Below are 17,854 nucleotides of genomic sequence, written 5' to 3'. Positions count from 1 at the left end.
GAGGCATCTTTCACCAACCGCAACCGCCGCGACCCGGCTTAGCGCGCCTTGCGCACCCGGCTGACCTTACGCGCCGTCTTAGCGTTTTTCTTCTTTGCAGACCCCTGCTTAAACCGCGGCGGCTTGCCACGCCCGGTAGGCGAGCCTTTAGGCTGCGTGCGACCGTCCAGCTCTAGCAGCTCTACAATCAGACCACCTGTGATCGGCGCAGCCTCTACCAGCCGCACGCGGGCGCGTTGGCCCAGGCCAATCGTATGGCCTGTCTCGCTGCCGGTTAGGGTTTGGGTGTCGGCGTCGTAATGAAAATACTCACGCCCCAAATTACGGATCGGGATCATACCATCGGCACCCGTTCCGTCGAGCTTGACGAAGACACCGAACTTCGCGATTCCGCTGATCCGGCCGCCAAATTCAGCACCAACATGCTCTGACAAAAACGCCGCCAGATAACGGTCCGTCGTGTCCCGCTCGGCCATCATCGACCGGCGTTCTGTATCGGAAATCTGTTTCGCCGTTTCGTCCAGATGCTCGATATCCCAAGGCGACAAGCCATCCTTGCCCCAGCCATGCGCCGCAATTAACGCGCGGTGCACGATCAAATCGGAATACCGCCGGATCGGAGAGGTGAAGTGCGCGTAGTTCAGCAGCGCCAAACCGAAATGGCCAAAGTTTTCAGCGTTGTAATAGGCCTGCGTCATACTGCGTAGGGTCGCGATATTGATCAGTTCATCCGCATCCGTCCCCTGCGCTTGCGCCAGCAAACGGTTCAAATGCGCGGTCTTCAGAACCTGCCCCTTGGCCAGCACCAGACCCGATGCTTCGGCCACCTCGCGTAGGGCATCCAGCTTGGTCGGGCTCGGCTCTTCATGAACCCTGAACAGCAGCGGCGTTTTCTTGGCGATCAGTGTTTCCGCCGCACAGACATTGGCAAGGACCATGAATTCCTCGATCAGCCGGTGCGCATCAAGGCGTTCCTTGAAGTTCACAGCCGTGACCTTGCCGTCCTCGTCCAGTTCGATCCGGCGTTCCGGCAGATCAAGGTCAAGCGGTTGCCGCGCCACACGCGCCTTGGCCAATGCGGCATAGGCCGCATAAAGCGGTTTAATGATCGTCTCGACCAGTGGCGCGGTTTTGTCGTCAGGATTGCCATCCATCGCCGCCTGCGCCTGCTCGTAATTCAGCGATGCGATAGAGTTCATGATACCGCGGTGGAATTCATGGCTGATCTTATTGCCATGCGCGTCGACCTTCATTGCCACAGCAAGACAGGCGCGGTCGACGTTTTCGTGCAACGAACACAAATCGCCCGACAGCGTATCTGGCAGCATCGGCACAACGCGGTCTGGGAAATAAGTGGAATTGCCACGGTTCCGCGCTTCGCGGTCAAGCTCTGACCCCGGGGTGACGTAATGCGCCACATCAGCAATCGCGACCCAGATGGTGAAACTGCCATCGTCATGCGCGTCGACATAACAGGCATCATCGCGGTCGCGGGCGTCGACGGGGTCGATGGTCAGCAGGTCAATCTGGCGCAAATCGGTGCGCCCCTTGATGCTGGCCGGTTTAGCGGCGTCCGCCTCTGCCACGACGGCATCAGGGAAATGGTCGGGGATGCCGTGCTGGTGAATGGCAATCAGGCTCACCGCGCGTGGCCCGGTGGGATCGCCAAGGCGGCTGACAATCTTTGCCTTGGGCAGGCCCATGCGGCCCTTGGGTCCGGTCTGCTCTGCCTCGACCAGTTCGCCATCCTTGGCCCCGCCAGTCGCGCCGGCAGGGATGATGAATTCGTTGCTTGAGCCTTTGTCGATCGGCATCACGCGTCCGCCGTCAGAGCCTGCGCGATAGACGCCAAGAATACGCTCTGGGTTCGTACCAATCCGCCGGATCATCCGCGCCTCGTAGGCGTGTTGTTCTCCGGGTGTGGCGGTCAGGCGTGCCAAAATGCGATCACCTGCGCCCAGCGCGGGATCAGAGGATTTCAGCGTCATCACGATACGCGGCGGCGGCGCGGCGTCGTTCCAGTCAACGGGGCGGGCATAGATATCGCCGTCAGCGTCCGGCGCTTCGACCTGCAACACGGACACGGGCGGCAGTTTTTGCGCATCACGGTACGACGAGCGGCGCTTGGCCAGCAGGCCCTCTGCCTCCATCTCGCGCAGGACTTGCTTGAGCAGGACGCGGTCGGCCCCCTTGATGCCAAAGGCCCGCGCGATGTCGCGCTTGGCCGCTTGGGTGGGATTGTCCGCGATGAACGCGAGGATGTCGGTCTTGGAGGGGATCTGTGTCATGCCGGGGCATCTAGCACGGCAATAGGTGGGCGCCCATGTTTTATGTCATGTGTCCGGAGCTGCCCTTGGACCGGGGCCAGCCCCGGACCCCGGAGTATTTTTGGCCAGATGATGCGGATCTAGGCGAAGTAGCCGCGCAGGATGCGAGCGTAGATCGATTTGAGGGCGATAATATCGGCTACGGGGACCTTTTCATCGACCATATGCATGGTTTTGCCAACAAGGCCAAATTCGACGACGGGGCAATGATCCTTGACGAAGCGCGCATCCGAGGTGCCGCCGGAGGTGGAGAGTTCGGGCGTTTTGCCAGTTTCCGCTTTGACAGCTTTTCCGATCAGGTCCGACAGGGTGCCGGGCGGGGTCAGGAAGCTTTCGCCGCTGATTTTGATCTTCATCTCGATCCGGATGCCAGTGTCTGCGGCAACGGCGTCCAGTTCGGATTGCATCCAATCGGTCAGGGTCGCGCCAGTGTGGTCGTCGTTAAAGCGGATATTGACGGCAGCGCGGCAGGTGGCAGGGATCACGTTAGTCGCAGGGTTGCCTGTATCCATTGTGACAATGGCGAGCGAGCTGGGGTCAAAGTGGTCGGTGCCATCGTCCAGCGTGTGACTGGCAAGGCGGTCCATCAGGCGGGCCATAGCGGGCAGAGGGTTTTTAGCGCGGTGGGGATAGGCGGAATGGCCTTGTTGCCCATGAAAGGTGAACCAAGCGGTCATAGAGCCGCGGCGGCCGATCTTCATCGCCTCGCCCATGTGGTTGGGGCTGGTGGGCTCGCCCACAAGGCAATCGGTCATCTGTTCGCTGTTGGCGGCCATCCAGTCCAGCAGAGCAGTCGTGCCGTCGAGAGCGTCCGCCTCTTCATCGCCAGTGATCGCGAGGATCACGGCACCATCGGGCGGGGTTTCTGCGACGAAATCGCAGGCGGCAGCGACGAAGGCCGCGACGCCGGATTTCATATCGGTGGACCCACGTCCCCACAGGAAGCCGTCCTTAATTTCCGCACCGAAGGGGTCGACGGTCCAGTCACCCGGGTTGCCGATGGGCACGACGTCGGTGTGACCATTGAAGCCAAAGCTGCGGTTCGCGCCTTTCCGTCCCCAGCGGGCAAACAGGTTTGCAATACCGCCGCGGTCAACGCGGGTGCAGTCAAAGCCGTTTTCCGTCAAAAGTTGTTCCAGCAGGACCAGCGCGCCGCCCTCTGCCGGGGTGACGGAATTGCAGCGCACGAGGCGCGCTGTCAGGTCTACGGGGTCAATCGGCGTTGTCATGGCAAGCTCCTGTCGCAGTTGCGATAGGGGTAGCGCTGCGGCGAGCCGGATGCAAATGTTGGTGGTTAGTGGACTGCTGCGTCGTCGTCTTCGTCGCCGAAGAAGGGCGTCATTTGCGCGACAATGACGCTGTTTTCGTCCAAGGCGCGCTGCATCAGCTCTCGCTCTGCGTCGTCGATGTCGTGGCCTTCGGCAAGGCGTTCGTCCAGCGTGCCGTATCCAGACACGTCCAGCGGCGACAGGTCGGCCTGTTTCAGGATCGCGACGGTTTCGCGCACGGCTTCAGCCTCGTCCACGCCAGAGGCGTAGCACATGAGCGCCGCCCCGGTCGCGTCCTTGGGCAGACCGTCGTCAATGCTGCGGCCGACTTCGACGAGCAGCGTGTAAACCTGTTGAGTACGTTTATTCATGCCGCGTGGCATCGCGCCAATGGCGGCACCTGTCAAGCGGGTTTGGGTGCAAATGCAAAACGGCGCGCAGGGGTGCTGCGCGCCGTTTGCCGTATACAGAAATGTTAGGCGGTGCTTATCGCTTAATCAGCCGTGCAGCAAAGATCAGCAGACATGCGCCGACGAAGCCCGCAATCAGGTAGCTGATCCAATTTGTTGCAGGATACAGGCCAAGTAGGTTGCCGAAAATCAGGTTGAAGACGAAGGCACCGACGATGCCCAGAATAATATTCATCAAAACGCCCATGTTGGATTTCATGAATTGTTCGGCAAGCCATCCTGCGATGCCACCGACGATAATTGCTGCGAGCCAGCCCATATTGATCTTCCTTATGCGTTTTTGCCCCCTGTGGGGCATTCTGCGACAGAACGTCTCAGCTTTGGAAATGGTTCCCGATAGCGTGAATGTTCAGTGAAGATCGGATTGGGGCGGCGTGGTGTCCTGCCACCGGGACCGGGTCGCCCACATCGAGGACGTGATCAGCACCAGTTGTAGCGGGGCAAAAAACAGTACGAAGAGGGTGATGATGCGGGCCCAGATCGGCAGCGCCATCAGCGGGCTGTAGCCAAGCCAGAGGGCACCAATCAGTAAGACAAGAAGGATGACAGTGTCGCAGATGACCGGCACCCAAGCGCCAAGCCAGCTAGGCCGCACCCCGGCCGCGATAGTGCGGCGGGCCAGGGTGCGACTTAGGATCATTAGTCGCGCAGCAGCTCGTTGATGCCGGTCTTAGAGCGGGTCCGCTCGTCGACGCGCTTTACGATCACGGCGCAATACAGGTTGATGCCGTTCTTGGATGGCATGGTGCCTGCGACGACGACGGAATAGGGCGGGACTTCGCCGTAAGTGACTTCGCCTGTTTCGCGGTCAACGATCTTGGTGGACTGGCCGATGTAGACGCCCATGCCTAAGACGGAACCTTCGCGGATGATGCAGCCTTCGACGACTTCTGAGCGGGCACCGATAAAGCAGTTGTCTTCGATGATCGTGGGACCAGCCTGCATAGGCTCCAGCACGCCGCCGATGCCAACGCCGCCGGACAGGTGGACGTTCTTACCGATCTGGGCGCAGCTGCCGACGGTGGCCCAGCCATCAACCATCGTGCCTTCGCCAACGTAGGCACCAAGGTTCACGAAGGACGGCATCAGGACCACACCGGGGGCGATATAGGCAGAGCGGCGCACGATGCTGCCAGGAACAGCACGGAAGCCTGCGGCGCGCCACTGGTTTTCGCCCCAACCGTCGAACTTGGACGGGACCTTGTCCCACCATGTTGTGCCGCCGTTGCCGCCGCTGATCGGCTCCATGTCGTTCAGGCGGAAGGACAGCAGGACCGCCTTTTTCGCCCACTGGTTCACATGCCACGACCCATCGTCCTGCTTTTCTGCGACGCGCAGTTTGCCGGAGTCGAGGGCGTTCAAGGTGTCATTGATCGCGTCGCGGACCTCGCCTGTGGTCGCGGTAGTGATGGTATCACGGGCGTCCCATGCGGATTCGATGGCGGTTTCCAGGGCGGCGTTGGACATGGGCGGACCTCTTTGCTGGTTCTGACAGTTGGCACGGGCTATAGACGCGGAGGCTCTGCCGCGCAATCTTAAGGACGTTTCATGACCGAAGACCACGAAAACAAATTCCGCCGTTCGACCGAGGACATGATCGCCGCGAGGGAGGTGCCCGACACGCCTCAGACCCGCGCGCCGTCCTATGCGCTGGCCTTTGCCGACGACGCTTTTTTGGCGCGCGAAGATATGCGGCCTGTGCGCCTGCAGCTAGAGCTGATGAAGCCAGAACTGTTGATGAACGAAGCCGGCGTGAAATCCACCATCGTGCTGTTTGGCGGGGCGCGGATTCCTGATCCGGTGAACAAGGCGACAGCGCGGACGGAAACGCTGGCGGAGTTGACGAAGTATTACGACGAGGCCCGTAAGTTTGCCCGGCTCATCACCGAACGGTCGCTGGCGAATGATCCTTGCGAGAATATCATCGCCACAGGCGGTGGCCCCGGCGTGATGGAGGCTGGCAACCGCGGCGCGCAAGAAGCGGGCGGCAAGTCGATTGGCCTGAACATCGTGCTGCCGCACGAGCAAGCGCCGAATGAATACGTGACGCCGGAGCTGTGCTTTAACTTCCACTACTTCGCGGTCCGCAAAATGCACTTCCTGATGCGCGCCTCTGCGGTGTGCGTGTTCCCCGGCGGGTTCGGGACGCTGGACGAGATGTTCGAGGCGCTAACCCTAATCCAGACCGGCCGCATGGCCCGCGTGCCGTTTCTGCTGTTCGGGCGGGCGTTCTGGGAAGGCATCATCAACTGGCAGGCGCTGGCCGATGCCGGGACGATTGCGCAGGACGATCTGAAGCTGTTCCGCTTTGTCGAAACCGCCGAGGAGGCAATTGCCGCGCTGGATGACTGGGACGACAAGGGCAAAAAGCGCCGCGATATTCCGGGGCGGTGACTAAGGCTTGCGGGGCAGTCTATTTGGGCTTTCCCGCAAGATACACTTCAAGGGTTGAACGAAACGGGCCAAAGCCCCTTTCGTGCCAGCCTGACGAATCAGGCATACCAATGGTCTAGCGACGACCCAACCAGCGCTTCTAGCTGGGGCCTGTCTTGCATGTATTTTTGCGTCAGGGCTGCGCGCGTCGCGTCTGAAAGGCGCGGGACCGCTTTTCCGGGGCCTTCCAGATATTGGCGCATCCGGGTTCTGATCTGAGGTGAAATGATTTTCTTCAAGGTGGACTGGATCGGCCCGGGATGGGTCAGGTGACGACTGATGCCCGGTCTGCCAGGCACCTGCGACAAGGTCGATGTCGCATTGACCCGGTCACTTAAAACGATTGGCCTGCGGTGAAGATTGAGATGGTCGCATATCCTGCCCCAACTCTCTTCTGGATCGCATTGCAGCGCACCGTATTCTAGAAACAGCACCTGATCTTTTGGAAAAACGGCCAGAAACCGTGCGATTTGCACAGGATAGTGACCATTGGCCATATAACCGTAGGCCGCGCTCCAACGGTTTGCCAATCTGTGCGGCTCTGCGTCAAGGGCGGCTTCAAAGCTGCGGGATGGCTCCAATCCGTCGCGCACATGATGCAGGTATTGCGAAAACGCCCGTTCGACCGGATTGCGCAGGATAACGATGATCCGGGCATCAGGGCGCACGCGGGCGATCGCATATGCCGCAGGAGGATGGCTAAGGTAGAAGGGCGAGGCGTCCCCTTTTAGGCGCGAACCTGCGGCGCGATAAAGACTGCTGTAGCTTTTCGAGTCGGTCGTTATGCGCGCGACATAGGCGGGATCGTATGGCCCCTTTTCCGGTCTTGCCGAGACGTTGTTAAAGGCGAAGTATCCCGGCTCTTTCACATCAGGAAGAAAGACGTTTTCGTGCTGTCGCAGCCAGTGCCAGACAGCCGTCGTGCCAGCCTTGGCCGCACCGACGATAAAGAAATCTGGAAAGGAGGCGGGGTCTAGCGCATTCATGACAACAAAATACCCGGAACCTATCCGAAGCGCACATTCGCAGACGGATTGATTTAATCCCATTCGGATACGCGCGGCGCCATCGGGATAGGCCGCCAACACGTATTCGCCAGGATACTATTCGCATCTATTGCGGTTTGGTCGCGGCCGAGGCAGTCATATGAAGTCGTCCGTGTTTCGTTGCGCAGTGATCCCAGTCGTGGCCCCCCGCGCAACGGTCAGTTAGAGCCCTGCGTCGGCCTCGATCTGTTTGCGGCTTTTGCGGGCGCGCTCTGTCTCGGACTTCAACTGACCACAAGCGGCCATGATGTCCTCACCGCGCGGCTTGCGGACGGGCGATGCGTAGCCAGCCTTGTAGATGATGTCGGCGAAGGCGTGGATGCGGTTACCAGAGGAGCGTTTGTAGGGCGCGCCGGGCCATTCGTTGAAGGGGATCAGGTTGATCTTGGCGGGGATGCCCTCGATCAGTTTCACCAGACGGTGGGCGTCTTCGTCGCTGTCGTTTACGCCGTCAAGCATCACGTATTCAAAGGTGATCCGTTCGGAGTTCGAGACCTTGGGATAGACGCGCAGGGCGTCAAGCAGGGCTTCGATGTTCCATTTCTTGTTGATCGGGACCAGCGTGTCGCGCACCTCGTCCGTTGTCGCGTGAAAGCTGACGGCCAGTTGGCAGCCGATTTCCTGCGCGGTGCGGGCAATTTCGGGGACGACGCCGGATGTGGACAGCGTGATACGGCGGCGGGACAGAGCGATGCCTTCGCCGTCCATCGCGATCTTCATCGCGTCGCGGACGTTCTCGAAATTATACAGCGGCTCGCCCATGCCCATCAGGACGATGTTCGACAACATGCGCGGGCCATTATCACCGGTACCCTGCCCCGGCTCTGGCCATTCGCCAAGGTCATCGCGAGCAACTAGGATCTGGCCGACGATTTCGGCGGGGGTCAGGTTGCGGACCAGTTTTTGCGTGCCGGTGTGGCAGAAGGAACAGGTCAACGTGCAGCCGACTTGGGACGAGATGCACAGCGTGCCGCGATCGGATTCGGGGATATAGACGACTTCAACCTCGTGGCCGCCAGCAATGCGGACAAGGTATTTGCGCGTGCCGTCAGTGCTGACTTGGCGGGTGACGACCTCTGGCAGTTCGATGACAAAGGTATCGGCCAGCATGGCGCGGTAGTCTTTGGCAAGGTTCGTCATCAGTGCGAAATCACGCACTCCCCAGTGATAAAGCCACTGCCACAGCTGGTTCACACGCATTTTGGCCTGCTTTTCCGCCGTGCCTGCGGCGATCAACGCGTCGCGCATCTGATCGCGGGTCATCCCGATCAGGTTCTGCGGCCCGTCGGGCAGCTTGCGCGGGATCGTGTGGACGTCTTGCGTGATGGGCGCAGTGGCGGTCATGGCAGTGGACCTTTCGGGCAATAAAGCGAGGCTGATATAGGCAAAAGGCCCCGGTTTCCAAGTGAAAACCGGGGCCCTTCGATTTTTCTGTGAAAAATCTTAACCGGCGCAGCGGTTAGCGGCTTCTTCCACAGCGGCGGTAAAGCCGGAGAGCGAGAAGGTGTCGGTCGTGATGTTACCCCGGCCAGAGCGCGCCTTGAGCACGGCGTCAGAGCCGCGCTTCATCGCGGCGACGACTTTTGCGTCGTCTTCTGGTGTGGCGGGCCACGCGTATTCACCTTCGGTGAACAGCTCGAAGGTGGTGCCGCTGACGTTCAAATTGACGGTAGAGCCGGGGGCAAATGGGTAGCCGCCGGTGAACATGATCTGGCCCTTCACGTTTTCCGAAGGACGGTAGAACACCATCAGATAGATGTCGCCGCGGCGGCCATCAGTCGCATTGCCCGCGCTGTCGGTCAGCAGGCTTTGCTTTGGTGCGGAAGTGCTGATGCACTCGCGCGGATTTTCCGCCTCGAATGTGCTCCAGTCCGTGTTGGCTGCAACGAGGTTGTCTGTCGTTGCCTGTGCGCCCGCCTGCGTTGCAAGCAGCGTTGCTGCTACGAGTGTCAGGGTGCGAAATGTCGTCGTAATCATTTTAAATAGGCCTCCAAGCTGCCCTTGCCTCTGTCCGTCCCGCGGTGGGGTTTTAACAACCTTTTCGTCTGGCGGGTCTGAGTTCAACGCGATAGCCATGGTCCTAGCAAAAAATCGCCCAAACTGCAAAGCCCCCATAAACGCACAATGCCGTGGGCGGCGCGATGAAAGGAAATACCCCATGAGCGGTCCTGTTGATCTGGTCGAAGTCTGGCGCGGCGACATTTTAGAGTCGGTCCACCAAGGGCACGCGGTTGTCTGCGGCCCGGATGGCGAGGTGATCGAGGCATGGGGTGACGCAGAGGCGGTGATTTTCCCGCGCTCGTCCTGCAAGATGATCCAAGCGCTGCCGCTGATCGAAAGCGGTGCGGCAGATGCGCACGGGCTGGGAGTCGCGCAGTTGGCGCTGTCATGTGCGTCGCATCAGGGCGCGCATATTCACACCGACCGCGTGCAGGTCTGGCTGGATACGCTGGGGCTGTCGGATAGCGATTTTCGCTGCGGGCCGCAGTGGCCCGGCGATATTCCGGCGCGCAACGAGATCATTCGCGCCCATGCCGCGCCTTGCCAGATCCACAACAACTGCTCTGGCAAGCATGCTGGCTTTTTGACGTTGAACCGCCATCTGGGCGGGGCGGCGGATTATGAGCTGCTGGACCATCCGGTTCAGCAAGCGGGCAAGGCCGCGTTTGAGGATGTGACGGGAGAGACAAGCCCCGGCTACGGGATCGACGGCTGCTCTGCCCCGAACTTTGCGACATCGGTGCATGGTCTGGCCCGCGCGATGAGCTTTTTCGCGACAGCGCATGATCGCAGCGATGCGCGGTCCAAAGCGGCGGTGCGGCTGCGCGATGCGATGACGGCGTTTCCAGAGCTGGTCGCCGGAGAGACGCGCGCTTGCACCGACCTGATGCGGGCGATGGATGGGCGCGTGGCGATCAAGACGGGGGCCGAGGCGGTGTTCGTCGCGATCATCCCCGAAAAGCGGATGGGCGTTGCGCTCAAGATCACCGATGGCAGCACCCGCGCGTCAGAGGCGGCGATTGCGGCCATTCTGGTGAAACTGGGCGTGCTAGATGCAGATCATCCAGCGACCAAGGCCCGTATGGTGCCTGAAATTCGCAACTGGCGCGGCACATTGTGCGGCCACATCAAGCCCGTCGCTGCACTGCTGTAAGGATCTGACATGACATTCACGCTTGCCACTTGGAACATCAACTCTGTCCGTCTGCGCGAAGGGCTGGTGGCCAAACTGATGACGGATGAGGCGCCGGACGTGCTGTGTCTGCAGGAATGCAAAAGCCCGCTGGACAAGATCCCCGTCGCGACGTTTCAGGCGCTTGGCTACACCCATATGATTGGGCGCGGGCAAAAGGGATATAACGGGGTCGCGATCTTTTCCAAAATGCCGATCGAGGAGGTCGGCGCTGCGGATTACGCGGGGCTGGGCCATGCCCGGCATATTGCAGGACGTCTGAGCAATGGCGTAACAGTGCACAACTTTTACGTCCCCGCAGGCGGCGATAAGCCGGACCGCGAAATCAATGACAAGTTCGGCCAGAAGCTGGATTACCTGACAGATATGCGCGACGCGTTCCATGCCGCGCGGCCGGAAAAGGCGATCCTGGTGGGCGATCTGAATATCGCACCGCGGGAAGACGACGTTTGGGATCACAAGAAGCTGCTGAAGATCGTCAGCCATACGCCAATTGAGGTGGAGCATCTGGCACAGGTGCAGGACTCGGGTGCTTGGGTGGACGTGACACGGCAGGATATTCCGCAAGGGAACCTGTATAGCTGGTGGTCTTACCGTGCTGCTGACTGGGACACGGCTGATAAAGGGCGGCGGTTGGACCACATCTGGGCTACGTCCGACATCGCCAGTGCAGCGCATTCCAGCCGCGTATTGCGGCATGTGCGCGGGTGGGAGCAACCCAGCGACCACGCGCCGGTGTTCGCGACGTTTGATCTGTAGCTCTTTTCCGAATTTTCATTGAAAATGCGGATGCCTCCGGCGGGAGTATTTCAGGCAAGGTGAATGAGAACGGCAGTTTTCTGAGGCTAAAGTTTGCGTTAGGTCATCTGTGAAGTTGAAGGAGAGTTGCCATGTCGATCACCGCGTCCGTACCGAAGCCCGTTGTCCTTTGCATTCTGGACGGTTGGGGATTGCGTGACAGTGCAGAGGCAAATGCGCCTGTGCTGGCCAACACGCCGAACTTTGACAGGCTCATGGCGACCTGCCCGCATGCGACTCTTGTGACTTTTGGGCCTGATGTGGGATTGCCAAAGGGGCAGATGGGAAACTCTGAGGTTGGGCACACCAATATCGGCGCGGGCCGTGTGGTGGCGATGGATCTGGGGCAGATTGATCTGGCGATCGAGGATGGCTCTTATCCCGAGCAGCAGGGCATCCAAGCATTTGCGGCACGGCTGAAGGACACTGGCGGGCGGGCGCACCTGATGGGCGTGGTGTCGGATGGCGGTGTGCATGGGCATGTCGCGCATTTGGTGGAAACGGCGCGGTTGCTGGCGGCGCAGGGGGTTCCGGTTGTTATTCACGCGATTACGGATGGGCGCGACGTGGCACCGTCCTCTGGCCCCGCGTTTATGGCGGACTTGTTGGACAAGCTGCCAAGCGGTGCGCAGGTCGTGACAGTGACGGGCCGGTACTATGCGATGGACCGGGATAATCGGTGGGAGCGGGTGCAGACGGCCTTTGACGCGATGGCTTTGGGCAAGGGTGTGGCCGTGGCGCAGACGCCGCAGGATGCGATTGCGCAAGGGCATGCGGACGGCAAGACGGATGAGTTCATTCCTGCCACGGTGATTGGCGATTACGATGGGATGAAACCTGCGGACGGGCTGTTTTGCCTCAACTTCCGATCTGACCGGGCGAGAGAGATACTGGAGGCGATCGGCAATCCGGGCTTCGACGGCTTTGCGCGAGAAATGCCCGAGCTGGCCGTGCGGCTAGGGATGGTAGAGTATTCGGACCGCCATGTGGACTGGTTCGACGCCGTTTTCCCCAAGCGCGATATTCGCAACACGCTGGGCGAATGGGTGTCAAAGCATGGCAAGACGCAGTTCCGGTTGGCCGAGACGGAAAAGTATCCGCATGTCACGTTCTTCCTGAACGGCGGCAAGGAAGTGCCCGAGGAAGGCGAGGACCGCGAGATGCCGAAGTCGCCCAAAGTGGCGACCTATGATTTGCAGCCAGAGATGTCGTCAGTAGAGGTCACGGATGATTTCGTGGCCGCGATTGAAAAGGGCTATGATCTGATCGTCACGAACTATGCCAACCCCGATATGGTGGGGCATACCGGGGATCTGGACGCAGCGATTGCGGCCTGCGAGGCAGTGGACCGTGGCCTTGGCCGTGTGCTGGACGCGCTAGAGAAGGCAGGCGGCGCAATGGTGGTTTGCGCCGATCATGGCAATTGCGAAACCATGGTCGATCCGGTGACGGGCGGGCCGCACACGGCGCATACAACGAACCTTGTGCCGGTGATCCTGTACGGCGGTCCTGCGGGGGCAACCATTCATGACGGGCGGCTGGCGGATTTGGCACCGACGTTATTGCAGCTGATGGGTCTGCCGCAGCCAGAAGAAATGACTGGCCGGAGCCTGATTGATTGATACGCCTTGCCGCGATCCTGATGCTGCTGGCAGGGCCAGTAGCGGCGCAAAGCCCGAGCGATGCGGCCACGCAGGCCGCGGCGCGGCTGGCGGCTGCGCGGGTACAGCTGGATGCGGCAGGTGGATCGCGGGACCGCGTCGCCGCGCTGACCGAGACCGTGCGCGCCTATGAGGACGGCTTGATCGCGCTGCGTGACGGGATGCGGCGCGTGGCGATCCGGCGCGATACGCTGCAGACGCAGATGGACGCGCGGCAGGCCGAGGTGTCGCAACTGCTTGGCGTGCTGGCGTCGATTGGGAATGCACCTGCGCCGCTGTTGCTGCTGCATCCGTCGGGGCCGCTCGGCACGGCGCGGTCGGGCATGTTGGTCGCGGATGTGACCCCTGCCCTGCAGGCCAAGGTTGGCGATTTGAAGGGGCAGTTGCAGGAGCTTGCGTTGCTCCAAGCGCTTCAGGAAAGTGCTGCCGATACGCTGGGCGATGGGCTTCAGGGCGCACAAGAGGCGCGGGCGGCGCTATCAGCAGCGGTGTCGGATCGCACGGATTTGCCGCAGCGGTACACAGAGGACAGCGTTCAGACCGCGCTGCTGATGGCGAGCACGGATACGCTTGCGGCCTTTGCCGATGCGCTGGCAGATAGCGTCGATGTGGCCGCGCCAGAGTTGATCCCGCAGGGCGATCTGGCATTGCCGGTGCAGGGCACCGTTTTGCGCGCCTATAATACGGCGGATGCGGCGGGGATTGCGCGGCCTGGCGTGGTCATTGCGGCGCGGCCGCGAGCGTTAGTCACGACTCCGGTTGCCGCGACGTTGCTGTTTCGCGGGCCGCTATTGGATTACGGCAATGTCATTATTCTAGAACCCGCGCAGGACGTGTTGTTTGTCATCGGCGGGCTGGCAGAGGTATACGGCGAGGCCGGCCAAGTGCTGCCTGCCGGGACACCGCTGGGGCTTTTGGGCGGAGATTTGCCGGATGTTGACGCGATTTTGACTGCTGGAACGCCCGGAACGGCCCCAGCAGCGACACAGACCCTTTATCTTGAGGTCAGAGACGGGCAAAGTCCGGTCAACCCAGGCACCTGGTTTGCACTGGACTAGATAGGAACGCGCATGAAGAAGCTAATGATGGCCGCCGCCGGTGGCACTGTGCTGGGCCTTGTGGCCACCACGCAGTTTGCCGGGCCGCTGATCGCCCAAACCGCGACCGCGGACGCAAATGTCTATGAGCAGCTTGACCTGTTCGGCGATATCTTTGAGCGGATCCGTCAAGGCTATGTCGAAGATGTGGACGATAAGAAGCTGATCGAGGCAGCGATTAACGGGATGTTGACGTCGCTTGATCCACATTCCTCCTATCTGTCGGAAGACGACGCCAAAGACATGCAGGTGCAGACGCGCGGTGAATTCGGCGGGCTGGGTCTGGAAGTGACGCAAGAAGAAGGCTGGGTAAAGGTTGTGTCGCCGATCGACGACACGCCTGCGGCTGCCGCGGGCATGATGGCGGGCGATTTCATCACCGCTGTGGACGGCGAAAACGTGCTGGGTTTGACGCTGGACGAGGCACTGGAACTGCTGCGCGGACCGGTTGGGTCCGAGGTGATTATCACAGTCGTGCGCGAAGGATCGACAGAGCCGTTTGATGTGTCGATCATTCGCGACACGATCAAGCTGACCGCCGTGCGCGCCCGAACCGAAGGTAAGGCCGCTGTTCTGCGTGTGACGACGTTCAATGCGCAGACCTTCCCCAATCTGGAAGAGGGTTTGAAAGAACAGATCGAAGAGGCCGGCGGGATTGAAAACCTTGACGGGATCGTGCTGGATTTGCGAAACAATCCGGGCGGTTTGCTGAACCAAGCTGTGTATGTGTCCGACGCCTTTCTTGAGGGCGGCGAGATCGTGTCGACCCGTGGCCGCGCTGCGGCTGATGGCGACCGTTACAATGCGACGCCGGGCGATCTGGCGGGCGGCTTGCCGATGGTCGTGCTGATCAACGGCGGCTCTGCCTCTGCCTCTGAAATCGTGGCGGGTGCGTTGCAGGATCACCGCCGGGCGATTGTCGTGGGTACGAAGTCGTTTGGTAAGGGATCGGTCCAGACCGTTGTGCCACTGCAGGGCAATGGCGCGATGCGTCTGACCACGGCGCGGTATTACACGCCATCGGGTCGGTCGATCCAGAACCTAGGCATTTCGCCCGATATCATCGTGGAGCAGCCAATGCCTGTGCCGTCGGACGAGACGGAAGAGGATCAAGCAGCGTCCACCATGCGGTCAGAGGCTGATCTGCGCGGCACGCTGTCGAACGACAGTCTGACCGAGGACGAGATCAAACAGATCGAAGAGGACCGCGCGCGGGCTGAAGAGGCCGCAAAGCTGCGTGATGACGATTATCAGCTGGCCTATGCCATTGATATCCTGAAGGGTCTTCATGCGCTGGGCCCACAGGTCAACGTGGACGTCACTGTGACGGACGCGGCCCCTGCCGGAAACTGATCTGCGCTAAATGAATGCCAAAACGCCCCGCCAGTGATCTGGCGGGGCGTTTTGCGTTTTAGACGATGGTGTGGCCGGCATCGGTGATCGCCTGCGCCAGTGCGCGGATATGGGCGGGACCAACCTCGCAGCAGCCGCCGACGATTGTGGCCCCGGCGTCGATCCAGCGCATGGCGTGGGCGGCGTAATCGGCGGGCGACAGATCGCGGCTGGTCAGGGCATCGACGGTGGGTTTGTCTTTCAGGAAGTCGGCAGAGATCTTTTCGAACCCATTGGCGTAAGCACCGCAGGGCAACGATCCGCGTGACAGGATGGCAAGGGAGGCGTGGATCGCCTCTGGCGCGGAGCAGTTCACGAGGATGGCCGCGGCCCCCTCGCTAGCGATGGGAAGGATACCGCCGACCGGCTCGCCAGAGCGCAGGCGAGTGCCGTCGGTGTCATCTACGGTGATCGACAGCCAGACCGGCTTGCCTGTTTCCAGCGCACCGTCCATCGCGGCGCGGGCGTGGGCCAGTGACGCGACGGTTTCGCAGATAATGATATCGCAAGCAGGCGCGATCTTTTGCGCGACCTCGGCGTAAAGCGGTTTAGCGATGTCATATGCGGGGTGGATGTCGGGACGAAAGCTGGCGATCAGCGGGCCTAGGCTGCCTGCGATGCGGCCTGATCCGTGGGCGGCAACGGCGGCCTGCGCCTCTGCCACGGCGGCGGAGAGGAGGGTGTCGAACTGATCCTCGAACGCGGTGCCCTTTAGGCGATCGTGGTGGACCGCGTAGGTGTTTGTGGTGGCCACGGTGGCACCGGCGGCGAAGTAGTCGGCGTGGATTTGCTGCACCAAACCGGGGTGGTCGATCATCACTTGGGTGGACCACAGGTTCGTCGGCGCATCGCCCGCGCGGCGGACAAGTTCCTGCCCCATGCCGCCGTCAAGAAGAGTGATATCGGTCATATGCGTGTCTGCCTTTTTATGCGCCGTTTGATTGGCTGAAATCTGGTGTGGCGGCAACCCCGACGGGATCAAACCCGCGTTGGGGTGTGGGCAAAGCCCAATAGCAGGCCATAGATGATGAAACATAGGGCCAGCAGGCGGCGAAACCAGACGTTAAAGACTGCGCCAATTGCTGCGCGGCCAATGCCTGCGCCCAGCGCGGTATAGGTGCAGTAGCTGGCTGCGGTCAGGGTCAAAGCGGTGGGCACGATGACGGACATCTGCGCCATGATAGGCACGTCCGGCTGCACGAATTGCGTAAACGCGGCCAAGTAGCCTGCGACGGATTTCGGGTTGATCGTCGCGATCAAGAACGCGCGGCCATAGATGCTGCCCGGCCCGCCTGTGTCCTGTTTTGGCGGGGTTGCGGCGCGCAGCCAGCCGCGGATGCCGGTCCAGATCAAAAAGCCTGCACCAACCAGCTTCGCGACTGTAAACGCGATGGGCGAGGCGGTCAGAAGTGCGGTCACGCCCAGCGCGGACAGGGTCAGAAATAGGCACGCCTGGGTGAGGATGCCCGCGACTCCGGGCAAAGCGCGCCAGAAGCCGAGGGCCATGCCGTTGGTGATGCAGTTCACCGCGTTTGGCCCCGGCGTGGTGACGAAAACAAGCCAGAACAGGGCGAAGACTGTCCAGGCTTGATAGGTCATTGCGCGTTGGCAAATGTGCTTGCGAGGATCGCAGTTAGTGCATCAGCGTCGGCCCCAGTGAAGGCGTCGGGCAGGTTGCTGTCGATGTCAAAGACGCCAAGCAATTTGCCTGCGCTATTGACGACAGGCAGGACAATTTCGGACCGCGTCGAGCTCGCGCAGGCGATATGGCCCGGGAAGGCGTCAACGTCGGGCACAAGTTGCACCTGCCCCGTACGCGCAGCGGCGCCGCAGACACCCCTGCTAAAGGGGATCACAAGACAACCGTGGCCGCCTTGGTATGGGCCAATTTTCAACAGCTCTGGCGCGGTGACGCGGTAGAACCCGGTCCAGTCAAAGCGATCGTCGGATTGATGCACCTCGCAGGCGAGGGTCGCCATAAGGGCAACGGTGTCATCTTCGCCTTCGGTCAGGGACGCAATGGTGCGGGTTAGGTCGGTGTAATCAACATGTTTCATGCGCACTGGCGTAACGCCTTATTTGCGCCCGAAAAAGCCCCAAAAAGACCTTATACGCGCCGCCATATAGACTCTGCCGCAACGCAACGTTGGGTCGTGGCTGCAAAGCTAT

18 protein-coding genes are annotated in these 17,854 nt (G+C 60.9%); 6 read left to right on the top strand and 12 right to left on the bottom strand.

Features of this window, described 5'->3' with window-relative positions; all coding sequences use genetic code 11:
- Positions 1 to 38: 38 nt before the first annotated feature.
- The 6 genes from rnr to dapD form a co-directional block, all read right to left on the bottom strand.
- Positions 39 to 2,288: a ribonuclease R gene (gene rnr / locus KBW81_RS16290; protein ID WP_254247897.1), complete on the bottom strand. Its 2,250-nt coding sequence runs from the start codon at positions 2,286 to 2,288 to the stop codon at positions 39 to 41.
- Between the two features lie 119 nt (positions 2,289 to 2,407).
- Positions 2,408 to 3,556 carry a succinyl-diaminopimelate desuccinylase gene (gene dapE, locus KBW81_RS16285; protein ID WP_254247896.1) on the bottom strand — a complete coding sequence of 383 codons (1,149 nt, stop codon included), beginning with the start codon at positions 3,554 to 3,556 and terminating at the stop codon, positions 2,408 to 2,410.
- Positions 3,557 to 3,621: 65 nt separating this feature from the next.
- A complete protein-coding gene (locus tag KBW81_RS16280; RefSeq protein WP_090188817.1) occupies positions 3,622 to 3,966 on the bottom strand; it encodes a hypothetical protein in 345 nt (114 codons plus the stop codon).
- 115 nt (positions 3,967 to 4,081) lie between these two features.
- Positions 4,082 to 4,324, bottom strand: coding sequence for a GlsB/YeaQ/YmgE family stress response membrane protein (locus KBW81_RS16275; RefSeq protein WP_254247895.1), 243 nt, complete (start codon positions 4,322 to 4,324; stop codon positions 4,082 to 4,084).
- Between the two features lie 90 nt (positions 4,325 to 4,414).
- Complete coding sequence (locus tag KBW81_RS16270) at positions 4,415 to 4,705, bottom strand: hypothetical protein (protein WP_254247894.1); 291 nt, start codon at positions 4,703 to 4,705, stop codon at positions 4,415 to 4,417.
- Positions 4,705 to 5,532, bottom strand: a complete 828-nt coding sequence (dapD, locus tag KBW81_RS16265; protein WP_090188385.1) for a 2,3,4,5-tetrahydropyridine-2,6-dicarboxylate N-succinyltransferase — start codon at positions 5,530 to 5,532, stop codon at positions 4,705 to 4,707. Before dapD ends, KBW81_RS16270 begins: the two co-directional genes overlap by 1 nt.
- A gap of 81 nt (positions 5,533 to 5,613) precedes the next feature.
- On the opposite strand from dapD, the gene KBW81_RS16260 reads away from it, so the two are divergent.
- Positions 5,614 to 6,459, top strand: a complete 846-nt coding sequence (locus KBW81_RS16260; RefSeq protein ID WP_254247893.1) for an LOG family protein — start codon at positions 5,614 to 5,616, stop codon at positions 6,457 to 6,459.
- A gap of 98 nt (positions 6,460 to 6,557) precedes the next feature.
- On the opposite strand, the gene KBW81_RS16255 is transcribed toward KBW81_RS16260, so the two are convergent.
- The 3 genes from KBW81_RS16255 to KBW81_RS16245 all read right to left on the bottom strand — a co-directional run bounded on the left by KBW81_RS16255 (position 6,558) and on the right by KBW81_RS16245 (position 9,521).
- Positions 6,558 to 7,484 (bottom strand): sulfotransferase family protein, encoded by a 927-nt coding sequence (locus tag KBW81_RS16255; protein WP_254247892.1) that lies wholly within the window; start codon positions 7,482 to 7,484, stop codon positions 6,558 to 6,560.
- Between the two features lie 222 nt (positions 7,485 to 7,706).
- Entirely contained in the window at positions 7,707 to 8,888 is a 1,182-nt protein-coding gene (rlmN, locus tag KBW81_RS16250) for a dual-specificity RNA methyltransferase RlmN (RefSeq protein WP_090188392.1), read from the bottom strand.
- Positions 8,889 to 8,987: 99 nt separating this feature from the next.
- Positions 8,988 to 9,521: an invasion associated locus B family protein gene (locus KBW81_RS16245; RefSeq protein WP_090188394.1), complete on the bottom strand. Its 534-nt coding sequence runs from the start codon at positions 9,519 to 9,521 to the stop codon at positions 8,988 to 8,990.
- A gap of 181 nt (positions 9,522 to 9,702) precedes the next feature.
- Between KBW81_RS16245 and KBW81_RS16240 the strand changes: the two genes are divergently transcribed.
- The 5 genes from KBW81_RS16240 (at position 9,703) to KBW81_RS16220 (ending at position 15,646) form a co-directional block, all read left to right on the top strand.
- Entirely contained in the window at positions 9,703 to 10,698 is a 996-nt protein-coding gene (locus KBW81_RS16240; RefSeq protein WP_254247891.1) for an asparaginase, read from the top strand.
- Between the two features lie 9 nt (positions 10,699 to 10,707).
- Positions 10,708 to 11,496 carry an exodeoxyribonuclease III gene (locus tag KBW81_RS16235; RefSeq protein WP_254247890.1) on the top strand — a complete coding sequence of 263 codons (789 nt, stop codon included), beginning with the start codon at positions 10,708 to 10,710 and terminating at the stop codon, positions 11,494 to 11,496.
- 131 nt (positions 11,497 to 11,627) lie between these two features.
- Positions 11,628 to 13,157 carry a 2,3-bisphosphoglycerate-independent phosphoglycerate mutase gene (gene gpmI, locus KBW81_RS16230; protein ID WP_254247889.1) on the top strand — a complete coding sequence of 510 codons (1,530 nt, stop codon included), beginning with the start codon at positions 11,628 to 11,630 and terminating at the stop codon, positions 13,155 to 13,157.
- On the top strand, positions 13,154 to 14,254 hold the full coding sequence (locus KBW81_RS16225) for a murein hydrolase activator EnvC family protein (protein WP_090188405.1): 1,101 nt from the start codon (positions 13,154 to 13,156) through the stop codon (positions 14,252 to 14,254). The genes gpmI and KBW81_RS16225 overlap by 4 nt, the downstream gene beginning before the upstream one ends.
- A 12-nt stretch (positions 14,255 to 14,266) precedes the next feature.
- Complete coding sequence (locus KBW81_RS16220; RefSeq protein WP_254247888.1) at positions 14,267 to 15,646, top strand: S41 family peptidase; 1,380 nt, start codon at positions 14,267 to 14,269, stop codon at positions 15,644 to 15,646.
- A 58-nt stretch (positions 15,647 to 15,704) separates the two neighbouring features.
- Here KBW81_RS16220 and KBW81_RS16215 read toward each other — a convergent pair whose 3' ends face one another.
- The 3 genes from KBW81_RS16215 to KBW81_RS16205 form a co-directional block, all read right to left on the bottom strand.
- Entirely contained in the window at positions 15,705 to 16,595 is an 891-nt protein-coding gene (locus KBW81_RS16215; protein WP_254247887.1) for a homocysteine S-methyltransferase family protein, read from the bottom strand.
- 68 nt (positions 16,596 to 16,663) lie between these two features.
- A complete protein-coding gene (locus KBW81_RS16210) occupies positions 16,664 to 17,284 on the bottom strand; it encodes a LysE family translocator (RefSeq protein WP_254247886.1) in 621 nt (206 codons plus the stop codon).
- Positions 17,281 to 17,742 carry a GAF domain-containing protein gene (locus KBW81_RS16205; RefSeq protein WP_090188416.1) on the bottom strand — a complete coding sequence of 154 codons (462 nt, stop codon included), beginning with the start codon at positions 17,740 to 17,742 and terminating at the stop codon, positions 17,281 to 17,283. The genes KBW81_RS16210 and KBW81_RS16205 overlap by 4 nt, the downstream gene beginning before the upstream one ends.
- Positions 17,743 to 17,854 lie beyond the last annotated feature (112 nt).

Origin of the sequence: Loktanella salsilacus (assembly GCF_024206795.1) — a bacterium.
GTDB classification, from domain to species: Bacteria; Pseudomonadota; Alphaproteobacteria; order Rhodobacterales; family Rhodobacteraceae; genus Loktanella; species Loktanella salsilacus.
This window is presented reverse-complemented; position numbering and strand designations above follow the sequence as displayed.